This window comes from Clostridium sp. CM042 (genome assembly GCF_055080995.1).
In genome coordinates this window covers 3,810,904-3,833,918 of record NZ_CM143646.1, presented here as the reverse complement: position 1 = coordinate 3,833,918, position 23,015 = coordinate 3,810,904, and the positions used below count along the sequence as shown (strand labels likewise).

The window sequence follows — 23,015 nt, the reverse complement described above, 5'->3', positions numbered from 1 at the left end:
AGGAGGCCACTGAAAAACTATAAAAAAAATCGTCATCGAATTAAAGATGGCGATTTTTTTTATGTAAAAGACTAAAAACAAAAAGGAATTTTAAAAGATATGTCGAATTAGTATAGTAGACTAAAATAAAAGGGGCTATACTATTATGCTAAAAGGACAATTGGAAATAAAAATAAATACATACCATAGCTTATATTCGTTAATTATTCCGGAAGATAACATTTTAAAGCAAATTAATGACCTTGTTGACTTTTCATTTGTTTATGATGAATTGGTGGTTAACTATAGTTCATCTATGGGTAGAGGTGCTATTAACCCCATAATGCTATTTAAATATTTACTTTTGAAAGTAATATATGAATTGTCTGATGAAGATGTTGTTGAAAGAACTCTTTATGATATGTCCTTTAAATATTTTCTAAATTTAGCCCCAGAAGAAACAAATTTAATAAACTCAAGTACATTAACTAAATTTAGAAAGCTTCGCCTTAAAGACATGAATTTATTGGATTTATTAATAAACAAGACTGTAGAACTTGCTATAAAAGAGGGAGTTTTAAAAAGTAAAGCAATAATAGTTGATGCTACGCATACCAAGTCACGTTATAACCAAAAGTCAGCAAGCGAAGAATTATTGAAACGTGCAAAAAACTTAAGAAAAACATTGTATGGAGTACATCCTGGTATTAAAGAAGAGTTACCTAATAAAGTTACAACTGGAGTACTTGAAGATATTCTTGAGTACTGCAAATTATTAATTGATAGCATAAACGAGAAGCCAGAAACTGCAGCAAATCCAGCTGTGAAAACTAAATTAAACTACTTAATGGAAGCTATTAATGATGACTTAGAAAATCTAAAACTATCAAAAGATGAGGATGCAAAAGTGGGGCATAAAACTGAAGATAGTTCTTTTTTTGGATATAAATCACACCTTGCTATGAGTGAAGAACGTTTAATTACAGCAGCTGTTATTACAACTGGCGAAAAAAGTGATGGAAAGGAGCTCATAGCCTTAATAGAAAAAAGCCGTGAGGCTGGTATAGATGTTAATGAAGTAATTGGAGATACAGCTTATTCTGAAAAGAAAAACTTAAAATATACAAAAGAAAATAAAATTGTATTAATTTCAAGACTAAATCCTGTAATTTCACAAGGAATGCGAAAAAAAGAAGATGAATTTGAGTTTAATAAAGATGCTGGTTTATTTGTATGTCCGGCAGGCCATATGGCTATTAAAAAAGCAAAACAGGGAAAGAAGAATGTTGGTAAAAATCAAGTGCTAACTTACTATTTTAATGTAGAAAAGTGTAAAAATTGTGTTCATAAAGATGGGTGCTATAAAGAAGGTGCTAAATCTAAAACTTATTCGGTTTCAATAAAGTCAAATACTCACAAAGATCAAATAGAGTTCGAAAAAAGTGAGTATTTTAAAAAACGTGCTAGAGAACGTTATATGATAGAGGCTAAAAACAGTGAACTTAAGCACCAGCATGGCTATGATGTAGCAACATCGTCAGGTTTAATTAGCATGCAAATGCAAGGTGCGTTATCAATCTTCACTGTGAATCTAAAGAGAATAATCAAGTTGAAAGGCATGAAATAAGGCTTTTTTAACTTAAATATAAAAATATAAAAAGAAAAAGCATGAAACATCCAAAAATATGGGTATTTCATGTTTTTTCTGTTCAAGCCTAAAAAACTTACTGAAAAGAGAGTGCTTTTTTCAGTGGCCTCTATTTTAGCCAAGGGTATTTGATATTCAGTTCTCTAGTGCTTTAACAATAGTACTGGAATGATTATATATTTGTTTTTGTTGACAAACATTTTTATTGTATTCCGTACTAACTCTATAAAAAATACCGCAAAATTCATTACTGAATAATACTATATTTTAATAAGTTATTTGGTTTTTCGTTTAGCTTTTATTAAAACTTCCATTTGTTTTATAAAAGCTTGTCATGATTTAGGTTATTAATTGGATAAATCAGTTTTTCGTAGAACTTAAATCATTTTTTTATTAGTCATTAAGTACTCTGTTCTCAACTATTTTCATTGTTGGTTGTGAGCGTGTGCCTATGAGTGATTATATAGGAAACAACTTGTGGAAGTGGCTGTGGGTAACATTTATACTCGATTGTAGAGAGAATTTGTTCTTAAATTATGACTATGCTTTATTCATTACTTCGCCAATTTAGTTAACATATTTGCCAACTCAATAAATTTATTTTGAAGATATTTATGGTATATAGGTTCAGATTGTTTCACTACTTCAATATGATCTATATTATTAATCTCGCCCAGGTAGTTCCAAACCCCTCTTTCAGTGGTAGCATTAGAGTCATAGCTAACTATTTTATCCTGAGAACCTTCATGAGGGCCAATAGCAGATATTACACTTACTATACCATCATTTCTCCACCAAGTCTTATCAACTTGTACTTCACCATAGGTCGAGTTGGTATATTGTCCCATAAAAATGGAGGCCTTTAAAAGTAGTGGGTTCATATTAATATTAGGTATTTGATGCTGTGTGAGTAACTCTTTATGCGTATCTACACAGGCTATAGAGAAATAGTAAATATCTTTTTGAACTTTAACCCAGCTATTTAATTCCTTAGAACCCTCTTGGGATAAGTCCCAAAGACTTAAATCTTTAGTTTCTTTCCAAATGTTACTATTAAAAACTCTTTTATAATAACTTTTATAGGATTCATCAGATTGTTTCTTTAATCCCCATTGATCCATTTTGAAATCAAAGCAAGGATTATCTGAATTTAATATTCCTGCATTACTAGCCATTGCAGCAAAAAAGTCATGGGCAAAAGGTTCAAGTTTACTTTGTTTATCATCTTCTTGGCTTCCATCATGAGGTGTTGCTATAGTAAGAATACTATCAATCCAATTTTTATTTCCTGTAAATAAAGGGCTAGTACTATCTTTATTGCAATTCATTTCATCTTTATCTCCGTTTTCTAACAATTGAGCTAAAACTCTAATGGTTTGACCACCCATGCTATGACCAATTAAATGAATCTTTTTAATACCATCTGCATCGCTAGTACCCCATTCAGTATAAACACCAGGATAAGTTCTACCAAAACGATCGTGACCAGCTTTTATAGAATGAGCATAACCATAATCTACAGTGCCGCCCTTTAAGTAAGCATACAATTCACAAGCTCTATCCCAATTGCTAGATATAGAACCTATAGTTGGAGTGTAAACAGTATAACCTTTCTTAGTTAAAAGGTTTTTTAAACTTTCTTTTCCACCCCAATAATTTACTCCAAAGAGTTCATCATTTCCCCAACCAAATAGACCGTGTACCATTACTATAGGATAGTTATTACTTAATTTTGATAAAGAACTAGCTTGTACCATTGTTGATGTAGAATTGGTTGTAGCAAAAGTATTGCCAGAAAACGTAAAAGCCATTATTCCAAATAATAATAATAGACATGAAAGGATTTTTTTTAGTGATTTTTTCATTTTTCCACTCCTTATTTTTATTCATATTTCTAACTAATTATAGCATAAATAAAGAATAAAAGTAAATTAATGTAAGCACACTATAGCTAATAAACCTTGGAAAATAATATAAATTTTATAATCGAATGCACAATCTGAGTATTATTTAATATGGGACTTTATTTATAATATGAATAAATTAACAGCTAGTGATAAGGAATATTTAGCTGAGAAATCCACATCCGTGTAACCCTTGGCAATATAGATTATTAACGTAGATTTTGGCATTATACTTCCTACCCAATAAATTCAACATATAACCATTTTTTCCTACAACATTTGTAAATTTAGGTAGATAAATCTCCACGGCAACATCAGAACTCCATTAACTATTATTAAATTTTAAATAATATCCACTTGCAAGTACCTAACTCATATTTTATCTCATATAGCTTATCAGCTCCATTAACTACACTTTGGCACGTATACACTAGCATATTATTACCCGCAAGCTTTTCTTTTTCTGCACTAATCACTTTATCGATTTTTATAACTGAAATACTTTCATCTTTATTTGCTATTTTAAATTTTACTGGGTTTATATTCCCCTCTATATCAGTCCAAGCTACTATTCGAATAGGCTTTGCTACAACTTTCATACTATCCTCTCCAAAACATACGTTCTCTATATTATATAATTTTTTACTCTGAAATTGTACGAGGTAATGTTTTCCTTTAAAATTTAATTCTACTCTAAAATATAAAAAGGCCTAGCAATTACGCTAGACTTAAAAGCAGTAAAATAGCACCTAGTTTTTAAAAGTTGAGTTACAATATGGATGTGCCAACTGACCATTTTCAACTACTCCTATGCCCCCATCCTCTATTCTTATCTTATGATCAATTGTTATGGAGTTTTTATGTAAATAGCCACCACAAATAGCACACCTTGGTGCTGATTTTAGAGCTTCTAATATAAATACATTCGATTTTCTTCCATCAGAAAATCTACTAGTTGATACTTCCTCTAATGTCATCATTGATTTAGATAGATAGTTAAATTCATCTGATTTAACTAAGATTTTCATTGTTTCTTCAATACCGTGATTATCTATAAGCAATTCCATAATTGCTATGTAATATCTAGTAATATACTTATGTCCTATAGTTGATTGTCTATATCTCCTGACTATAATTTGAACAAGATATTCGTAATGGACCATAATTTCTTCAAATTTACTTCTTATTTTAGTAAAATCATTATATTTATCTTTCTCTTCTAAATATTTAACTAATCCTAAAATTGCATAATATGATGCAATCTTATGTATCCCTTTCATGCTATAGAAATATATTACTGGATGAAGTCCTAGTGAGGATGGATGCATCGAATTTACACGTCTTACAATTTTACGACATTGCGTTAAAAAATTCAGTGTTTTACTTCCTGTCTCATCAACTTCAACTACATCATTTTCTTTTAATCCATTGGCAATATTTATAGTTTCTAAAATTAAAGGCTGTCCTTGGTCTGATAACCATGCTCCACCAATCGGCAACTCTAATGTTTTTATTGGTGTTTTATATTCTGGTAAAAATAGTATTTCGTTTATTTCTTTTGCTATTTTATATATTTCTCTTTGAATACCTTCTGTAAATTTAGACCAATAGTTATGTCCTTTCCCACTTCTAATTATTGCTCTAGCTGCTAACCCATTAGCAGATGCTCTAGCCTTTATAAGTTTTATTTCTGTTTTACTAATAGGAGTTCCCTGCTGATTAATTCTAAAAAAAGATTCTTCTGCTTTTTGAGAATTGCCTTCAACCCACTGCAATTGAATTGCTAAAGAACCTAGACTTTTTGCACGTTTATTTTTTTCCTCATCAATTGAAGGATTACGAACAATGCTTTTCAGTTCTGCATAACTTCCAATACTACTATTTATTAGTTCTCTAGTCTTATTTGCAGACTTTAATTGTTCAGGTGGTATTTCGTTATCAAAAAAATTTCTAGAAATAATATTATCACCATAATCATCATTAATCCATGCAGCTAAAGCACTAACTCTATGAGATCCATCAATAACAAAAATATGATTTGCCATACTTTTCCATAATATTATACTTGGAATTAATTCTCCTTCTATGAAGCTTGATACAAGCTGATAAATCTTTTCGGGTGACCATTCATTAGTTTCTCTTTGAAAATCAGGCTTCTTAATTGCCGAGTAAAGAAATGAATTGTAGTCCAAATCAGTTACTGACATTGTTAATATATTTCTATTTACCGCTACGCCGCTTTCATCACTAATATCAAAATCTTCCCTAGGTATTAATGCATCTAAAATTACTTTATCGTTCATAATAAAAATCTCCTTTATTACATATTTTTAAACATAATTAAATTAGTTTCTTCTTATGCTTACATCCATTATAAATTTATACACATTTCTATTATTCAACATTTTTTTATGAATTCCTTCCAAAAAAAAGCATATATATCTATAAAGCGTATAAATAAATACATTATATTTTATCATAATTTGCTTCTTAAAATCATTTAAAAAAATAAAAAAGGTCTAAAGCTAGATTTCTCTAACTTTAGACCTTAAAATTATTCTATGCTGCTATTAGATAAGAAGACTACTCAACTTCTCCTTTTAATTTTCTGTTTTTAATTTTCTGTTTTTAAAATCCTCTATATCTTCTTTAAAGAATAAACTTTCTCTACTCAGTACCTTAATAGGTATTAACTTTTTTTCGCTTACTAACTGGCTTAAGTATTGTCTTGAGCAACCCATTATTTCTCTAGCTTCAAATGTAGTTAAAACCTCCGAAGCTAAAAATTTAACTAATTCTTCTTTTGAGCTGAAATTGTACATATGGCCACCTCTCTCTTATTTTAGAATTACCGCCTTTACCGCTAAGTATAAGAATGCAATCAATCCAATTAAAGATAAAACCTTTAATGTTAATTCAAAGTATAAATTATTTTTCATATTGCTTTTGAAGGAAACCTTTGTTATTATTATTTGGTAAGGAGTTAGTTTTTATCCTAACCCCTTTGGTGTTACTTTAATATTTTTAGTAGTATGTAAATCCAACCTACTAAGGATATTAACTTAATTTGAGCTTTTCGACTATGTCCAGTAGTTCGATTAGCTCTTTTACTTTTTGTTTAGTTTCCTTCATTTCCTCACTGAGCTAGTCACAACACTTAATGCCAAAAGAGAAGATGTTGAAAAAATAACTAATAAATCTCCATCATTATCATCAAAGCTATCAACTTGAATTGCAACCTTGAATTGTCTTGTTCTAAAGCTACCTTCTTCGATTGCGGGCATGTCTAAATCCACTATTAAATACTCTGTTTCTGTGTCTATCCCCGTTAATTGCATCTCACCAATTTTCTTAATGTAATCTATAGCACTTTCTGACACGATTTGGTCAGCGTTGAATGAAGTAGACCATTCATAGCCTGTAATTGATTGACTAGCACTAGATTGATTTATATATCTCTTAGACGCCGTTTGTGCGGATGGACTTTCATTTAATTCTGTAAATCCTGTTCCTAAGAACTAGAAATCCTTTTCAACCATTAAATAATTCGCTTGGATTTTGCGTTTCCTCACAGCCATAATTTTTATTCCTCCATTTTTTTATAATATTTTAATCTGAGTTCTATTTGATATCTTGCTTTATCCACCTCAACCTGAAAAGTATATCCAGGACTTAATACTTTAATCTCTTGGCTTTCATATCCACTTCCCAATATGGGTAAATTGCTATTATTATTTTCTTTTTCAATCCAATTTGCAAAATCTTCATAAAATCCGCAGTTGGATATATTCTGCAGAACATCAGCACCATAAGGCTCCCTGGATGCAAAAATAAATTGTAATTGCCTTATACTATCGCCATTTATATATTTTTTAATTACTGGATCCACAGGAACTTCTTCTATAGAATAAACAGTTGAATTTTCTTCCAAACAATCAACATTTACTTTTACAAGTCCATGTACCCCTTCAAATTCTTGCAGATAAGGACAATTTCTTATAAAATTTCTAACTGCCTCTATAATCATACGTGCCCTCCTACAAAACTAGCTATAGTATTAACTATCCCAGTTCCTTTTGCACTCCACATACGGGGTGCCCATTGTTTGCCCCTAATGCCTTCCATTGATGTACCTTGATTTCCATTACCAGCATTGCCATAATACTGTTGTTTGGCATATGGCGCATTATAAGTTACATTATTTTGATTAATTTGAACCATCATATCTTTTAGTGTACCAGTTAAAAATGGTGTATAGTTGTTCATTTGCTTAGCACATTCCTTAGTGAATGAATCTTACTTGTGCTTCGCCATTTTTTTGTAATTTTCTTTGTGCCATGATTCTTAAAAATGAATTCATTTGGATTCGTACAGTTGCACCCATTACTTTCCCTCCACTTCCCAATATCCACTTAATTCTCTAACTGACATTAAATTTACTACATCATCAAAGTTATTTTCTAGGTCAGCAATGGAATTAGGTTTAACACCTGTAATTTCAAAATCAATTTCACCTTTTACAATCTTATCCACCATAGATAAAGTAAAATAATTTATTCTATCCTCGGCAGATAATTTTCTGAACCTTTTAGGAGAAATATAATTGTCACCTTTTTAACATTTGTTTCTTTGCAGAATCTTTTAACTGATTCATCGTGGACTCTTGAAATTTCTGTGTCTACAAGTCTACTAGCATTATAAGCACTAGTATTATTTGTTTTTTCAATATATTTCTTAATTTGATTAACATTAACTTTGCCATTCAAAAGATCATTAACTTGTTTATGAAGGTGTTTAGCAACATCCTCTTCATTGATCCAAACTCTGCTATTAAAATGCTTTTCCTTAAAATTATTTCCCATAATACCCTTAACATCTTTAAGTCCAATATTATAACTATAGAAATTAAATGTTTTATTTACGGTATTGGTTAACATATCCTTTATAACTCTATTTTGTGTATTTCCTTGTCCTTGTGCTCCACTAGAACAAGCCTCTACCTGTATCCTTGGAAATAAAGCCTTCTGGAACTTGTGCTAACATTTGTGCTGTACCTAAATCATCGGGAATATTAGGTGTATAAAGTGCAATTATGTTTTTATGAGCTTTTTCTTCAAGTTCACACTTATTTTCTAACGCTATTAATTTTGACCTTAAAGCTATGCCACTTAGATTACTAACCATGCCCTCATTGCGGTTTATATGGCAAGATATTTGGTACATTGTATCTACATATCTATCAAGTGTATTTTGAATAAAAGTATCGTTAATATTTTTTATTAACCATTGGATGGTACTGTCTTTATCTTTGGCATTTAATATACCTAGCCTTTTCATTTCAGGAATGTCCTCTTTATTAATTTCACAACCTGTGAATACCATATAAGCACTTCTAAAATCACTTATTTCATTTCCAATATCACTAAAATTAGTTTCAAAGGTATCTTAAACCTTTGATATCGTTATATAAACTATCGTGATATTCTTCTAATGTTAGTTTTCCAACCGAAACCGGAACTTCTCTAAATATGTTTTCTGTAGGCTTTGCAATTTTATTAAACTTACTATCAAAGTGATAAATATAGGAATCCGTATAAATATCTATATACTGTATTGTAGAATCAAAATCATTTTTAAACGCATGAATAAAAAATAAAACCTTACCTGAGCTATCTGTTAACAACTTTACCATTTCTTTTAACTGCTTTCTGACTTGCATATTTAACATCATCAGAATATCTCTTCCATTTTTTTATCCTGGCATCATCAGGCCTACAGTTATCATATTTTCTACCTCTCATTGGAGATGCTGAAGATATAGCTTCAATGAAAGTTCCATTAGTTAATTCTAATTGAGTACTATTACAAACATATCGTTTGTCTCTATCATCAAGGAGCTTTCCAAAAGCCTTATCGATATAATCATTATTTAAGAATGTATTTTTAATATCCTTAGTAAACTTTTCAGCCGTGGACCCTATATCGCTACAAAGTAAAGAATATTTTTTAAACTTATAGCAATGACACCAAACAGTAGTAGCAAATGTTCCAAAAGCACTTTTACCAGTTCCTCGGGGCAATATCCATCCTCTTTGTTCCGGTCCAGTACCGATAATAGATTCCTGAATGTCTTTCCATATTTCTCTATGTATATTTGCTATAGGAGCTGCAGCATTATCTTCTTTAACTAAAAATACATCTTGTAAAAAATATAGGCAGAAAAATTCAAGCGATTTCTTTCCTACGGACCATGCAAGGCCATGATACCCAAATAAATTATTAATATTTCGGTGCATTATATCTTATGCCTGAGTGCCGCTAGGATATAACTTTTTTAAATACTTATATAATAATTGTCTGTTAACTTTATGCTCGTCTGCTACTATCTCGTCCAATTAAATCGCCTATCTTTTATAATCTTTACTACTGGAAGACCTGTCATAGCAAGGTCATCTCTAATTTTTAAGAATTCATGTTCAAACCATGAGTCATACATACTGCCATGAAATTCATCGTTATATCCTCCTCTTTTTAAATCACTTAATTCAATTTCTATTTTTATATTAAGCGCAAGGTCAACTATATATGCTGTGGTATATCCTACTTTTCTCCCATGCCAGCTACAAAGCTCCTTGGTAGTTAAATATCTAAGTTGCATCTCATTCAATGCAAACCCTAAAGCCTTTTCTATTGTTGGGATTAATTTTATATCTATTATTGCTCTCACCTCGACTTGAAAAAATATTGTAGAAATTGTAGAGCAAAGTATTGAAGAGCAGCTGCAGGATAAGAGCAAAGAAAATGAGGGCCTATATAAGTTAAAAGCTGAATTGATGGAAAAACAATCTGAATTAATGGAACTTGAACATAAGATTAATTCTACTAAAAATAAGCCAAGGGAAACATTAGAAAGTGATATAAGAACAAAAGAATCTAACATAAGACATTTGAATGTTGTTATAGAGGAGTTTAAGGAATCTATCCATAGGAAGAAAAGCAGAGTAGATAGTGAGCTTCAATATAAAAGGTCCAGCTTGTTACAAAAATATAAAGATATAAAAGAATCAAAATTTGAACTTGATGAGTATAGTTGCAAGTGTCCAACCTGCATGAGAAAATTCGAAACTGATGGTATAGAGATTAAGAGGATAGAGTTAGAAGACAATTTCAATGTAGAAAAAGCCAAAAGAACAGAAAGAAATGTTGCTGAAGGTATAGCAACTAATGAAGAGATAAAAAAGATTAACTTAGAAGTTTAATAAGGGGCATCATCTTCACCTTTTTCAGTAACTATTTCAGCATCAACTACTGGCGCTTTATCTGCTGGAATATCTACAAATTCCTCATTAGCTTCATTTTTTATCTCTTCTTCAACATCCTGTTTTATATTGATTATTTTATCTTCATCAATTCCAAGCTCTTCTTTAGCATATAGGGCTCCTACTTCTGTAGGGAATGCCTCTCTTAAGGCTTGGACTAATGCAACTTTTCTAATCATTGTACTGGGTTTGTTATTCCATCAAGTTATATTTCAGCAATTGAAAGAAATAAAAAAACCAATCCGTCTATCGTTGTTTTAGAAAAAATAACTACTGCCCTAAAAGTCAGTGTTTCAGATGTTCTTGCAAGCCCAGAAAATTCGTATTCTATAGAATTACTTACAGCTATACAAAATGCTTACTCTGAAAAAGATAACTATTCAACAAGTAATATACTTTTATTAGATTTTCTTTCTAAGGAATTAAACATAGAAAGTGATGAATTATTTGAAGTTTATAATAATAAATCAACCGATCTGCCACTAGAAACTCAATCTATACTTTTAAATCATTTGAAAACTTTAGCTCCTAAAACCTATACAAATTTTACAAACCAGAACACGGTTGTGGTTAAAGAGCCAGAAGGCGTATATAATATTGACGAAGATATGAAAGCTATCATTGAAGCATTAAAAAATGCCTCACCAAGTAAAAAAGCAAAAGTTCTTAAAATGATAAAACTATTTGATGACGAAAAATAGCTTTAAGGAGCTGTAATTATTATGGAAGGTTCAGTAAGAAAAATAGGTGACAATTGGTTTTATTGTTTTGATGTAGGAAAAGTGGATGGGAAAAGAAAAAGGATTGAAAGAAAAGGTGGCAAAACAAAAAAAGAAGCCGTCGCGGCTCTAAGAAAAGCTATTATAGATTTTGAAAAATGTGGATCTGTAGTTGAGGAAAGCAATTTAAGTGTTAGTGATTATTTTGATTACTGGTATAAAGAATATGCATTAATCAATTGCAAATACAATACGCAAATTGGCTACAAAAGCATAATTAATAATTATATCAAACCCATTCTAGGGGTATATAAATTAAAAGCCATTACACCAGGAGTATTGCAAGAATTTTTGAATAAAAAATATATCAATGGTTTTAGTAAAAATACACTTTCTGGATTTTATGGGGTCCTTTCGGGGGCTTTTAGATCTGCTGTGTATCCTTATAAATTTATTAAAGAAAATCCTATGACCTATGTCCATATGCCTAAAATGCAAAATACTAAAAAAAATAAAGAAGAACTTAAAGTTATCTCTATAGAAGATTATAAGAGAATAATTAAAAGGTTCCCTGAGGGTAGCAACTTTTATATACCAATACAAATATCTTTTTACACCGGGTTAAGAGCAGCTGAAACATGTGGTATGACATGGGATTGTGTAGATTCAGAAAATATGAAAATTACAGTAGATAAAATTATACTTAAAGAGGGTGTTTGGTGCTTTGGTACTCCAAAGACTGAAAGCTCAGAACGAACTATTGAAATGGGAAAAACTTTAACTGATATTTTAAAAAGGCATAAAGAAACCCAAGAAAAAAACAAATTGAAGTATGGCATCCATTACGCTAACGAAACTTACGTTTACAAAGAGCGTAACAGAACCTATACAAATGTTGACCTTTTATCCACCAGAGAAAATGGTGAACTTATTTCAACTGAAAGCCTAAAATATTTAAGTCGAATAGTTAATTATGAACTAGGGATTAAATTTAGTTTTCATTCATTTCGTCACACTCATGCAACTATGTTTTTAGAGTCTGATTCCGACTATAAAGTTATCCAAGCTAGGCTAGGTCATAGTAAATTAGCAACAACTATGGACACCTATTCTCACGTTACAAAAAAATGAAACAATCGTCTATTACTAAATTTGAAAAGCATCTTTCCGACATACTTGAATAGCCGTCGGAAAAATGTCGGAAACCTTTCAATTAATAGAATGATATCGTTTGGAAAACCTAGTTATGCCTTCACTATATCTACAATAGTTTCTATATGAGGAGTGTGAGGAAACATATCCATTAATATTACCTTTTGCACCTTATATCCTCTATTGATCATTTCCTTAAGATCAACTACTAGACTTTTAGGGTTACAAGAAACATAAACTATGTGCTTCGCATCAAATTTTATTACATAATCTAATGCTGTAGGATGGACTCCAGCTCTTGGAGGGTCTAGAATAATGCTATCTGGTTTATCTTTTACCTCTTTAATAACCTTTGCTATATCCCCTGCTATAAACTCACAATTGTCTAATTTATTAATTCTTGCATTTTCATTTGCAGCAGCAACTGCTTCTTCTATTAATTCAATTCCCAAAACTTTTTTTGCTTTAGCCGCAACAATTTGTCCTATAGTTCCCGTTCCACAATATAAATCAAATACTACCTTTGATTCTGCTTCACCTAAAAAATCTCTAACTAAGCTATAAAGCTTTTCTGCTCCTTTTGTATTTGTTTGAAAAAAAGCAAAAGGATTAATTTTGAACTTAAGATCTAATAATTCTTCCATAATGTATTCTCTTCCATACAATGTTTCAGTTTTATCAGCTTGAACTATATCTGATAATGAGTCATTAAATGTATGTATTATTCCTGTAATGATTCCATCACATTTTAATTCCTTAAGCATATTAGTTATTTCACTAAAATCAAAATCTACTTGAGATGTAGTTACTATATTTACTAATATTTCACCAGTATTTTGGGCCTTTCGAATAACTAAGTTTCTTAAATATCCCTCACGCTCCATTACATTATAGTGTGTCAATTTTAACCCTTTAAAATAGTTTAATACTAGTTTCAGAATTTCTCTAAAATCCACATCTACTATTCTACAGTCATCAACAGTAACTATACTAAAGCTTCTTCCTTTGGTATGCATACCTAGAGTTAATTCTTCACCCTTTCGAAAGTCACCAAATGTAAATTCCATCTTATTTCTATATTCGAACTGTTCAGGACTCTTTACTATACCTAGAAACTCAAAATCTTTTATTTCTGCTTGTTCAAATAACTTTAACACCTGTTGTTTTTTAAATTCTAATTGTTTTTCATAAGAAAGAAATTGATGGCTACATCCTCCACATAAATCTGTAATCTTGCAAAGAGGCTCAATTTTATAGTCTACATCCTCAAGTATTTTTACAAGCTTTGCTTCTACTACATCTTGTTTCTTTTTTGCTACTTTAGCAATTACCTTTTGCCCTGGCAATGTATTTTTTATCAAAACTTTTTCACCTTCGTAAAATGCTATGCCCTGTGCTGGAAATTCTAAGTTTTCTATATAAAATTCATACTCTTTTCTTTTTTGCATATTGTTTTCTCAAACTCCTATCTTTTTGTAATAATTAGTCCAGATACTTTCTTACCAAATGTGGCAGACGTTTTTCCACTTTCCATAATGCTCATGTATAATACCATAACAACCATAAAGATTATAAATGACATTTGGAACTTTTGAGCTACAGCATATCCTGCTAATTTAATCACACCATCTATCACAAATACTCCTACTGTTGATATCGCTCCTATAACTATCAAATCTATAAGGCTAGCTGTAAAAGCATCTACAAAAGTCGGTTTTTTAGCTTTAACCTCATTTGAATTTACATTTTCCTTTATACCGTTTTTTTCTAACATTTTAAATCCTCCCCATATTATATTATTTTCATAACGTTTATTTTGTTAATTTCGCATTGGGAGAAATATTTATAATTTTTTAATCCCATCTATACATAATACGTATATATTCCATATAAATCAATAGGCTATTAAGGCATATTCAAATAAATAACAAATTAATATGTACGCCTATTTTGATTATTGCTTAAATTAAATCATCTCCTTTGATGCTGCAATATAGACAATTTCCGCTGTATCCCTTTACAATATATTTGAAATCGTATATATTTATAGTAATAGTATATATTTGCTTTTAATAATAAAATTAGGTAGGTGATGTATGATTACTAAAATTATTCTTCTATGTATGGCTGGTTTTTTAGCATCCTTTGTAGATTCCATAGCAGGTGGTGGTGGTTTAATAAGCGTCCCAGCCTTTATGCTTGCAGGTCTGCCACCTCACATGGTGCTTGGTACTAACAAATTCAGTGCCACTGCTGGTTCTTTTACTAGTTCTCTCGGATTTATAAAATCAGGTAAGGCTGATTTTAAACTTTTAAAATATCTTATTCCCTTTACATTCATAGGTGCAATGTTAGGTGTTAGAACAGTACTAAATATAGACCAAAAATTTCTAAATGCGTTGGTATTAATTCTTATCTTATTTATCGGAATTTATACTCTTTTTTCTAAGTCTTTAGGACTTGAAGATAAATTTCAAGGACTTACTAAAAAAAATGTTACATACGGTATAATCCTTGCTCTCTCTCTAGGTTTTTATGATGGTTTTTTCGGTCCTGGAACTGGTTCTTTTTTAGTATTTGGATTTATAAGTATCTTCGGGTTTAACTTTGTAGTATCTTCTGCTAATGCCCGCATTTTAAACTTTATAAGCAATATTACAGCGCTAGTTTTATTTGCTCTAAGTGGCAAAATAAATTACATGATAGGAGTACCTGTTGCGGTATCTATGATTTTAGGGGCTAAAGTGGGTACAACCGTTGCATTAAATAAGGGTTCAAAACTTATAAAACCTATATTTGTAACCATGTCTTTAGCTGTTGCCGTGAAAATGCTTATAAGCATTTTTTAATAGTCTTAAATTATGAAAAAAAGCAGATGATTTATTTCATCTGCTTTTTATATTAGTTCAATTTTCCAATATCTGTTCTATAGTACATTCCATCAAACTGAATTTTTTTCATATCGGCATAAGCTATTGCCCTTGCTTTTACTAATGTTTCACCAAACCCTGTTATTCCTAAAACTCTTCCACCATTTGTCTTCATAATACCATCTTCATGCGTTGCACCTGCTAGGAATAACTTACCTTCTAATTTACCTGCCTCACTTATTTCAAATCCTGTATTATAAATACCTGGATAACCTTTTGATGCAGCAATTAGGCAGCAAGAATATCCTTCATTCCATTCCAAATTAAAGTTCCCAAGTGATCCATTTATAGCGCTAATTATAAGCTCTGTAAAATCACTTTTCATAAGTGGAAGAACCGCTTGCGTTTCAGGGTCTCCAAATCTTACATTATATTCAAGTAAATATACACCCTTTTTCGTTATCATTATTCCAAAAAATATTATGCCCGTATAATCCATTTCTTCCTCTTGAATTCCTTTAAGAGTAGGCCTTAATATATTTTCATAAAATTCATCTAATACCTCTTTATTACAATATGGATTTGGTGCTATAGCTCCCATACCTCCTGTATTAGGTCCATTACCCGCGTCAAATATTTGTTTATGATCTTTTGAAGATACAAAAGGAATTATAACTTTTCCATCTGTTATAGAGAGTATAGATGATTCTACGCCTTCTAAAAACTCTTCAATTATAATTTTCTTTCCGCTACCTTTAAATATATCTAATACCATAAAATCATTTATGCTTTTCTCAGCCTCAGTAAAATCATTACATATAATAACTCCTTTACCTGCTGCCAAGCCATCTGCTTTAATTACTATAGGATACTTACAATTTTTCAAATACTCGGTAGCTTCATTTTCATTTTCAAAAACTTCATATGCAGCTGTTTTTATGCCATATTTCTTCATAAATTCTTTAGAATAAGCTTTACTTCCTTCAAGCTTTGCCGCTTTTTCACTAGGTCCCAATATCTTAAGTCCATTTTCTTTAAACTTATCTACTATGCCTTGTACAAGCCATTCCTCTGATCCAACTATTGTGATATCTATCTTATTTTTTATAGCAAATGCTAAAAGTTCATCCATTTGCCTAATATTAATATTCTCGCACTTATTTTCTCTACAGGTGCCCCCATTACCAGGAGCACAGTACACCTTTTCGACCTTAGAATTTTCTGCAACCTTTGACACTAAAGCATGCTCGCGTCCTCCAGAACCAATAACTAATACCTTCATATATTCATCTCCTAATGTTTGAAATGTCGAGTTCCAGTAAACACCATAGAAATTCCATTTTCATTACATGCATCTATTGATTGAGCATCTTTAATAGAACCACCTGGTTGAATAATGGCTTTTATGTTATATTTTGCAGCTAGCTCCACAACATCCCCAAATGGGAAAAATGCATCTGATGCGAGTATAGTAGCATCTACTGCTCTTTCTAATGATTGCTCTGCTGCCCATATTCTATTTACCTGACCTGCACCAATTCCCTTAGTCTTTCCGTCTTTAACTACTACAATAGCATTTGATTTAACATATTTAACTACTTTCATGCCAAATATCAAATCTTTCATTTCTGCCTCAGTTGGTATTTTTTTCGTAACCACTTTTATATCGCCACATAATTTATCATCTGAACTTTGTACTAATATTCCACCATCAACATTAACTATATTAATTTTGCCTTCTGCTTTACTTAAACATTTTATAATTCTTAAATTCTTCTTGCCTTTTAAGACTAGTAACGCATCGTCGTCAAACTCTGGTGCAATAACCACCTCTAAAAATATCTTTATAAGTTCCTCTGCAGTTTCTTTGTCTACCTTTTTGTTAAAAGCAACAATGCCTCCAAAAATAGACATTGGATCGCATTCATATGCCTTTTTATATGTATCGAGTACACTATCCCCTACTGCTACTCCACAAGGTGTATTATGCTTTAACGCGCAACAAGCAATTTCATCAAATTCGCATACTACCTTCCATGCAATGTCCATGTCCTTTATATTATTATAAGATAATTCCTTGCCATTAAATTGCTGAAAATCCTTCATTGCTCCATTTCCGGCAGACGTTACATAATAAGCTGCGCTTTGATGAGGATTTTCACCATATCTTAAATCCATTTGTTTTTTATAAGAAACAGACAAATAATCTGGGTATGAATCCTCCCCCAGTAAGAAATTACTTATTGCTGCATCGTAAGCTGATATTAAATTGAACACTTTACCTGCTAGATATTTTCTAGTTTTGAAATCCACTTCTTCTTTAGCATCCATTTTCTTTATAATGTTTTCATAATCTGTTGTGTCACTGAGTACAATAACATCCTTAAAGTTTTTAGCTGCTGCCCTTAGCATAGTTGGTCCACCGATATCAATAAACTCAACTTTCTCCTGGAAATTTATATCTTCGCATACTTTATCAAAGAAAGGATAAAGATTAACTACTACCATATCAATAGGTTTTATTCCTTTAGCTTTGATAGTTGCCATGTGTTCCTTATTATCTCTCACTGCTAGTATTCCACTATGAATAACTGGATGTAATGTTTTAACTCTTCCATCTAATATCTCTTCAAATCCGGTAACATCAGAAATTTCGGAAACTTTTATACCATTTTCTTTTAAATACTTAAAAGTTCCACCTGTAGATACAATCTCTACTCCATTGTTTTGAAGGGATGTTGCAAGGCATAAAATATTTTCTTTATCAAACACACTTATTAGTGCTGTTTTAATCATTATTACTCCACCTTTCCAATAGCTAATACTTTTCTTCCTTTAATTTTTATTTCTTTCTCACTTATTAATTTAATAGCTTCGGGTAGTGCTTTATGTTCCTCATTTAAAACCCTTAGTTGCAAATCTTTTGCTGTATCTTGACTGTAAACATCGACAACCTTTTGAATTATAATTGGTCCTGAGTCTGTACCTTCATCTACGAAGTGGACAGTACATCCTGAAACTTTAACACCGTATTCTATAGCTTTCTCATGAACTTTCATACCGTACATTCCATCTCCGCAAAAAGATGGAATAAGGGCTGGATGAATATTAATGATTTTATTTTTGAATACACAAAGAAGTTCCCCTTGAAGTATAGATAAAAATCCAGCTAGCACTATTAAATCTACTTTTCCGTCGACAATTCTTAATATCTCACCTGAAATCCCGGTGCCTAATTGTTTTCTATCTAATATGTATGTTTTTATATTTTTAGATTTTGCTCTATCTATGCCATATGCATCTTTCTTATCACTAATTACTGCTTCTATTAAGCAGTTTAAGTATCCACTTTCTATATTATCTATTATAGCTTGAAGATTGCTTCCGCTTCCTGATATCAGTACGGCTATTTTAAGCAAACCCCTGCACCTCCAGCCTCAACATGACCAATTTTATATGCTCTATCCCCTAAATCATTAATGGTCTTTATAACTTTTAAAGTATCCTTATCTTCAACACATAATACGTATCCTATTCCCATATTATATGTATTAAACATATGTTCCTGCGTTACACCGAGCGAAATAAGATGTTTAAAAATATCTGGAGTGTTAAAACTATTTTTATCTATCACTGCTGTGAATTTTTCATTAAACATTCTAGGTATATTTTCATAAAAACCGCCACCTGTTATATGTGCCATGCCCTTTATATCAAATTTCTCCAGAAGACTTAATATAGTTTTTACATATATTTTTGTTGGGGTCAAAAGTGTCTTCCCAATCTTTTCACCATTAAAATCTTCATCCAAATCTGCTATTAATTTCCTAACTAAGGAATATCCATTGCTATGAAGACCTGTTGACTCAATTCCTATAAGTGAATAACCATCTTGGATAGCAGAACCATCAATAATCTTGTGCTTATCCACTATACCAACAGTAAACCCTGCCATATCATATTCCCCGTCTCTATAGAACCCTGGCATTTCCGCAGTTTCACCACCTATAAGTGCACAGCCCGACTTAATACATCCGTCAGATACACCTTTTACCAGTTGTGATGATACTTTCGAATCCAATTTACCACAAGCTATATAGTCTAAAAAGAAAAGTGGTTTTGCACCATGGCAAAGGACATCATTTACACACATAGCAACGCAATCAATTCCTACAGTGTCATATTTTTTCATTCTAAATGCAATATCAAGTTTTGTACCTACTCCATCAGTACCCGAAACTAAAATAGGATTTTTATAACCCTCGCCTATTTCGAACATACCAGCAAAACTTCCTAAATGATTTAAAACACCTTTTGTAAATGTGCTTGCCGCATATTCTTTTATAAGCTTTACTGACTTGTATCCTTCTTCAATATTAACTCCTGCATCTTTATAAGTTATCATGGATCTCCCCTACCTTTCTAATCTTTCTTTTTCATTTTCATATGGAGCTGATACTGGATATGTACCATTAAAACACCCTAAGCAAAACTCAGTATGACCAAGGGATTTTAATAATCCTTCTATGCTTAGATATCCTAAACTATCTGCACCTATTTCTTGTCTAATTTCGTCTACGGAAGTATTCGCCCCAATTAAATCTTTTCTGTAAGGTGTATCTATTCCAAAATAACATGGATATTTTACTACTGGTGAGCAAACCCTAAAATGAACTTCTTTTGCTCCAGCTTTTTTTAATATTTCAACTAATCTTTTGCTTGTGGTTCCTCGAACTATTGAATCATCTATTAGAATAACTCTTTTACCTTCTACATTTATTTTTAATGCATTTAGTTTTACAGACACTGCTCTTTCCCGAATTTCTTGAGTTGGACTTATAAAGGTTCTACCCACATATCTGTTTTTTATAAGACCCATTCCAAAAGGTATTCCAGATATCTTAGAATATCCTATTGCTGCAGCCATACCTGAATCTGGAACCCCTATAACCATATCCGCAACCACTGGTGATTCTTTAAATAACTGTTCTCCAGCTGCCACTCTTGAGGCGTACACATTAATCCCATCAATGGTACTGTCTGGTCTTGCAAAATATATATATTCAAATGAACAAGTTGCATTTTTAGTTTTTTCTGCAAAATTAATGGATGTAAGTCCATTTTTATCTATTATTACTATCTCACCAGGCTTTACATCTCTTAAAAAGTCTGCACCAACTGCATCTAGTGCACAACTTTCAGATGCAAGAATATAACTATTGCCTATTGTACCGATGCAAAGAGGTCTAATACCATTTTGATCTCTAACTCCTATTAACTTTTCCTTTGTAAGCATTACTATTGCATAAGACCCTTTAATAGCCTGTATTGCATCAACTACAGCCTTTTCAATGCCTTTTTTTGCGCCTCTAGCAATTAGGTTTAATATAACTTCTGAATCTATGGATGTTTGAAACATATATCCACAGTCCTCTAGTAATTCTCTTACGACATCTTCATTCACTAAATTACCATTATGTGCTATTGCTATGTCTCCTAGACTAAATTTACTTAAAAGTGGCTGTGCATTTTTTACTTCGCTGCCTCCTGTTGTGGAATATCTAACATGCCCTATAGCAGCATGACCCTTCATTAGTTTAATTTTTTCATCATTAAAAACATCACACACAAGACCCATAGCCTTTTCGCAAGTGAGGGTAGTTCCATTCGAATATACTATCCCAGCACTTTCTTCTCCCCTATGCTGCAACGCATAAAGTCCATAATAAGTTAAAGATGCAACATCTAAGTCTTTATCCGGTGAAAATATCCCAAACACGCCACATTCCTCTTTAAACTTATCTTCATCTTTTAGCTTATTTTTATCATTTATGGATATTTCGTTTAATTCTACAATTTTATTCAAAGAAATCCCTCCTCACTATTTCTTGCATATATCCTATTTATTATTTATTCTACTCAATATTTCCTCGTAAGCTTCTGTAACATTGCCCAAATCTCTTCTAAATCTATCTTTATCCAATTTCTCTCCAGTTTTAACATCCCAAAATCTACAAGTATCTGGTGATATCTCATCTGCTAAAATTATTTCTCCATTAAATCTCCCAAACTCTATTTTGAAATCTATTAAATCAATATCTTTTTTAAAGAAAACTTCCTTTAGAATATCATTTATTTTTGAAGCCATTTTATATATTTCTAATAATTCTTCAAAAGTTGTAAGCCCCATTGCTACTGCATGATAATCGTTTATAAGTGGATCACCTAATTCATCATTTTTATAGCTTAACTCAAAGACTGTTGTTTTTAGCTTAGTTCCTTCTTCTATTCCATATCGTTTTGCCATGCTGCCAGCTGCAACATTTCTTACGATTACTTCTAGAGGTACTATTTCAACCTTTTTGCAAAGTTGTTCTCTATCACTTATTTTTTTAATAAAGTGAGTTTTTATACCTTTTTTTTCTAATAACTCAAATAACATAGTAGTTATGCTATTATTTAAAATTCCTTTTTTCTCAATTTGAGCTTTTTTAACTCCATTAAATGCTGTTGCATCATCTTTAAAATATACTCTGATCTCATCCTTATTATCTGTGCTAAACATTTTTTTTGCTTTTCCCTCATATAACAATACTGAATTTTCCATTAACAACCACTCCTCAAATTTTAAATTTGTAAATCACATTCCTTAAATTTCATTTTAAAATTCTATCTCTTCTTCATTCTCTACTATAAATTTTTCTTTCATTTCTTGTCTATATTTAATTAATTTATTTTTAAGTTCTAAATATTTAAGGGATAAAATTTGAACTGCAAGCATCCCAGCATTATAGCTGTTATTGATGCCCACCGTAGCAACCGGAATTGCTTTTGGCATTTGAACAATTGAAAGTAGTGAGTCTATACCACCAAGAGCTGCCTTAATGGGCACTCCAATCACCGGCATTACTGTATGTGATGCAATTACCCCTGGAAGATGTGCTGCAAGGCCTGCCCCTGCTATGATACATTCTATACCATTATCTTCCATTTCTTTTATTACTTCAATTAATTTTTCTGGTACTCTATGGGCTGAGAGAATATGTATTTCGTAATCCACATCAAATTCCTTAAGTGCTATCCCTGCATTTTTCATTATATCCTTATCTGATTTACTCCCAAAAATAATTCCTACCCTCATCTTATTACCTCCCCAATGTAATTAATCATCTCCTGCGGAGCTGCAACATCTCCGTAGGAGATGCATTAACGACTTTATAATTGCCAATAAAAAAAGATTACACCATCAAAAAAATTATTTTAATGGTGTAATCTTGAATTAAAGGTATAATTCATAACCCTTTGCAACGTGTCAATTCAAGATCCACCAATAGTGAGAAGTTGACGGCCTCTCGTAGAAACTTCTAAGCCATATTCTAAGAAATATATTGATGAATTACTTATTAATTTATAATTTCATCTTA

The 23,015-nt window shown here is 31.4% G+C and carries 27 protein-coding genes, 2 pseudogenes and 1 riboswitch; of the genes and pseudogenes, 6 read left to right on the top strand and 23 right to left on the bottom strand.

What is annotated here, in order from left to right:
* Positions 1 to 145: 145 nt before the first annotated feature.
* On the top strand, positions 146 to 1,606 hold the full coding sequence (locus ACWJJ7_RS18265) for an IS1182 family transposase (RefSeq protein ID WP_462961868.1): 1,461 nt from the start codon (positions 146 to 148) through the stop codon (positions 1,604 to 1,606).
* Positions 1,607 to 2,181: 575 nt separating this feature from the next.
* Here the strand turns inward: ACWJJ7_RS18265 and ACWJJ7_RS18260 are convergent.
* From ACWJJ7_RS18260 to ACWJJ7_RS18200, 13 genes are all read right to left on the bottom strand, one after another.
* Positions 2,182 to 3,492: an esterase/lipase family protein gene (locus ACWJJ7_RS18260; RefSeq protein WP_462963353.1), complete on the bottom strand. Its 1,311-nt coding sequence runs from the start codon at positions 3,490 to 3,492 to the stop codon at positions 2,182 to 2,184.
* A gap of 374 nt (positions 3,493 to 3,866) precedes the next feature.
* Entirely contained in the window at positions 3,867 to 4,130 is a 264-nt protein-coding gene (locus ACWJJ7_RS18255) for a hypothetical protein (protein ID WP_462963352.1), read from the bottom strand.
* A gap of 150 nt (positions 4,131 to 4,280) precedes the next feature.
* Positions 4,281 to 5,834, bottom strand: coding sequence for an HNH endonuclease family protein (locus tag ACWJJ7_RS18250; RefSeq protein WP_462963351.1), 1,554 nt, complete (start codon positions 5,832 to 5,834; stop codon positions 4,281 to 4,283).
* A 297-nt stretch (positions 5,835 to 6,131) separates the two neighbouring features.
* Entirely contained in the window at positions 6,132 to 6,353 is a 222-nt protein-coding gene (locus tag ACWJJ7_RS18245; RefSeq protein ID WP_462963350.1) for a helix-turn-helix domain-containing protein, read from the bottom strand.
* Positions 6,354 to 6,659: 306 nt separating this feature from the next.
* Complete coding sequence (locus ACWJJ7_RS18240) at positions 6,660 to 6,911, bottom strand: hypothetical protein (protein ID WP_462963349.1); 252 nt, start codon at positions 6,909 to 6,911, stop codon at positions 6,660 to 6,662.
* 203 nt (positions 6,912 to 7,114) lie between these two features.
* Positions 7,115 to 7,558 carry a chloramphenicol resistance protein gene (locus ACWJJ7_RS18235; RefSeq protein WP_462963348.1) on the bottom strand — a complete coding sequence of 148 codons (444 nt, stop codon included), beginning with the start codon at positions 7,556 to 7,558 and terminating at the stop codon, positions 7,115 to 7,117.
* Positions 7,555 to 7,797 carry a minor capsid protein gene (locus tag ACWJJ7_RS18230; protein ID WP_462963347.1) on the bottom strand — a complete coding sequence of 81 codons (243 nt, stop codon included), beginning with the start codon at positions 7,795 to 7,797 and terminating at the stop codon, positions 7,555 to 7,557. The genes ACWJJ7_RS18235 and ACWJJ7_RS18230 overlap by 4 nt, the downstream gene beginning before the upstream one ends.
* Before the next feature lie 117 nt (positions 7,798 to 7,914).
* Positions 7,915 to 8,067, bottom strand: a complete 153-nt coding sequence (locus ACWJJ7_RS18225; protein ID WP_462963346.1) for a hypothetical protein — start codon at positions 8,065 to 8,067, stop codon at positions 7,915 to 7,917.
* A gap of 17 nt (positions 8,068 to 8,084) precedes the next feature.
* On the bottom strand, positions 8,085 to 8,468 hold the full coding sequence (locus ACWJJ7_RS18220) for a hypothetical protein (RefSeq protein ID WP_462963345.1): 384 nt from the start codon (positions 8,466 to 8,468) through the stop codon (positions 8,085 to 8,087).
* 46 nt (positions 8,469 to 8,514) lie between these two features.
* Positions 8,515 to 8,937 carry a phage portal protein gene (locus ACWJJ7_RS18215; protein WP_462965044.1) on the bottom strand — a complete coding sequence of 141 codons (423 nt, stop codon included), beginning with the start codon at positions 8,935 to 8,937 and terminating at the stop codon, positions 8,515 to 8,517.
* Positions 8,938 to 8,965: 28 nt separating this feature from the next.
* A complete protein-coding gene (locus ACWJJ7_RS18210) occupies positions 8,966 to 9,223 on the bottom strand; it encodes a phage portal protein (protein WP_462963344.1) in 258 nt (85 codons plus the stop codon).
* Positions 9,201 to 9,827: a hypothetical protein gene (locus ACWJJ7_RS18205; protein WP_462963343.1), complete on the bottom strand. Its 627-nt coding sequence runs from the start codon at positions 9,825 to 9,827 to the stop codon at positions 9,201 to 9,203. The genes ACWJJ7_RS18210 and ACWJJ7_RS18205 overlap by 23 nt, the downstream gene beginning before the upstream one ends.
* Positions 9,828 to 9,913: 86 nt before the next feature.
* Positions 9,914 to 10,258, bottom strand: a complete 345-nt coding sequence (locus ACWJJ7_RS18200) for a hypothetical protein (protein WP_462963342.1) — start codon at positions 10,256 to 10,258, stop codon at positions 9,914 to 9,916.
* Positions 10,259 to 10,361: 103 nt separating this feature from the next.
* On the opposite strand from ACWJJ7_RS18200, the gene ACWJJ7_RS18195 reads away from it, so the two are divergent.
* Positions 10,362 to 10,790 carry a hypothetical protein gene (locus tag ACWJJ7_RS18195; RefSeq protein WP_462963341.1) on the top strand — a complete coding sequence of 143 codons (429 nt, stop codon included), beginning with the start codon at positions 10,362 to 10,364 and terminating at the stop codon, positions 10,788 to 10,790.
* On the opposite strand, the pseudogene ACWJJ7_RS18190 reads toward ACWJJ7_RS18195, so the two are convergent.
* Positions 10,787 to 11,038, bottom strand: a pseudogene (locus tag ACWJJ7_RS18190) (recombinase RecT); the annotation flags it as partial. The gene ACWJJ7_RS18195 and the pseudogene ACWJJ7_RS18190 sit on opposite strands and share 4 nt — an antisense overlap.
* Before the next feature lie 6 nt (positions 11,039 to 11,044).
* On the opposite strand from ACWJJ7_RS18190, the pseudogene ACWJJ7_RS18185 reads away from it, so the two are divergent.
* From ACWJJ7_RS18185 to ACWJJ7_RS18175, 3 genes and pseudogenes are all read left to right on the top strand, one after another.
* Positions 11,045 to 11,101, top strand: a pseudogene (locus tag ACWJJ7_RS18185) (hypothetical protein); the annotation flags it as partial.
* 261 nt (positions 11,102 to 11,362) lie between these two features.
* On the top strand, positions 11,363 to 11,551 hold the full coding sequence (locus ACWJJ7_RS18180; RefSeq protein WP_462963340.1) for a hypothetical protein: 189 nt from the start codon (positions 11,363 to 11,365) through the stop codon (positions 11,549 to 11,551).
* Between the two features lie 21 nt (positions 11,552 to 11,572).
* Positions 11,573 to 12,700: a tyrosine-type recombinase/integrase gene (locus ACWJJ7_RS18175; protein ID WP_462963339.1), complete on the top strand. Its 1,128-nt coding sequence runs from the start codon at positions 11,573 to 11,575 to the stop codon at positions 12,698 to 12,700.
* A 113-nt stretch (positions 12,701 to 12,813) separates the two neighbouring features.
* On the opposite strand, the gene rlmD is transcribed toward ACWJJ7_RS18175, so the two are convergent.
* Positions 12,814 to 14,169, bottom strand: coding sequence for a 23S rRNA (uracil(1939)-C(5))-methyltransferase RlmD (gene rlmD, locus ACWJJ7_RS18170; protein ID WP_462963338.1), 1,356 nt, complete (start codon positions 14,167 to 14,169; stop codon positions 12,814 to 12,816).
* A 17-nt stretch (positions 14,170 to 14,186) separates the two neighbouring features.
* The gene (locus ACWJJ7_RS18165; protein ID WP_462963337.1) at positions 14,187 to 14,495 is read right to left on the bottom strand and encodes an RDD family protein; all 309 of its coding nucleotides are present in this window, start codon (positions 14,493 to 14,495) and stop codon (positions 14,187 to 14,189) included.
* A gap of 322 nt (positions 14,496 to 14,817) precedes the next feature.
* Here ACWJJ7_RS18165 and ACWJJ7_RS18160 point away from each other — a divergent pair, with 322 nt between their 5' ends.
* The gene (locus ACWJJ7_RS18160; RefSeq protein ID WP_462963336.1) at positions 14,818 to 15,570 is read left to right on the top strand and encodes a TSUP family transporter; all 753 of its coding nucleotides are present in this window, start codon (positions 14,818 to 14,820) and stop codon (positions 15,568 to 15,570) included.
* A gap of 52 nt (positions 15,571 to 15,622) precedes the next feature.
* Here ACWJJ7_RS18160 and purD read toward each other — a convergent pair whose 3' ends face one another.
* Genes purD through purE form a run of 7 tightly spaced genes read right to left on the bottom strand, consistent with a single transcriptional unit; the run spans position 15,623 to position 22,732 of the window.
* Positions 15,623 to 16,873 carry a phosphoribosylamine--glycine ligase gene (purD, locus tag ACWJJ7_RS18155; RefSeq protein ID WP_462963335.1) on the bottom strand — a complete coding sequence of 417 codons (1,251 nt, stop codon included), beginning with the start codon at positions 16,871 to 16,873 and terminating at the stop codon, positions 15,623 to 15,625.
* A gap of 11 nt (positions 16,874 to 16,884) precedes the next feature.
* Entirely contained in the window at positions 16,885 to 18,387 is a 1,503-nt protein-coding gene (gene purH / locus ACWJJ7_RS18150; protein ID WP_462963334.1) for a bifunctional phosphoribosylaminoimidazolecarboxamide formyltransferase/IMP cyclohydrolase, read from the bottom strand.
* Between the two features lie 2 nt (positions 18,388 to 18,389).
* Positions 18,390 to 19,010: a phosphoribosylglycinamide formyltransferase gene (purN, locus tag ACWJJ7_RS18145; RefSeq protein WP_462963333.1), complete on the bottom strand. Its 621-nt coding sequence runs from the start codon at positions 19,008 to 19,010 to the stop codon at positions 18,390 to 18,392.
* Complete coding sequence (gene purM, locus ACWJJ7_RS18140) at positions 18,998 to 19,996, bottom strand: phosphoribosylformylglycinamidine cyclo-ligase (RefSeq protein WP_462963332.1); 999 nt, start codon at positions 19,994 to 19,996, stop codon at positions 18,998 to 19,000. The genes purN and purM overlap by 13 nt, the downstream gene beginning before the upstream one ends.
* Before the next feature lie 9 nt (positions 19,997 to 20,005).
* The gene (gene purF / locus ACWJJ7_RS18135) at positions 20,006 to 21,448 is read right to left on the bottom strand and encodes an amidophosphoribosyltransferase (protein ID WP_462965043.1); all 1,443 of its coding nucleotides are present in this window, start codon (positions 21,446 to 21,448) and stop codon (positions 20,006 to 20,008) included.
* Positions 21,449 to 21,490: 42 nt separating this feature from the next.
* The gene (gene purC, locus ACWJJ7_RS18130) at positions 21,491 to 22,198 is read right to left on the bottom strand and encodes a phosphoribosylaminoimidazolesuccinocarboxamide synthase (RefSeq protein ID WP_462963331.1); all 708 of its coding nucleotides are present in this window, start codon (positions 22,196 to 22,198) and stop codon (positions 21,491 to 21,493) included.
* A gap of 54 nt (positions 22,199 to 22,252) precedes the next feature.
* The gene (purE, locus tag ACWJJ7_RS18125; protein WP_462963330.1) at positions 22,253 to 22,732 is read right to left on the bottom strand and encodes a 5-(carboxyamino)imidazole ribonucleotide mutase; all 480 of its coding nucleotides are present in this window, start codon (positions 22,730 to 22,732) and stop codon (positions 22,253 to 22,255) included.
* Between the two features lie 170 nt (positions 22,733 to 22,902).
* Positions 22,903 to 23,002, bottom strand: a riboswitch (purine riboswitch).
* Positions 23,003 to 23,015 lie beyond the last annotated feature (13 nt).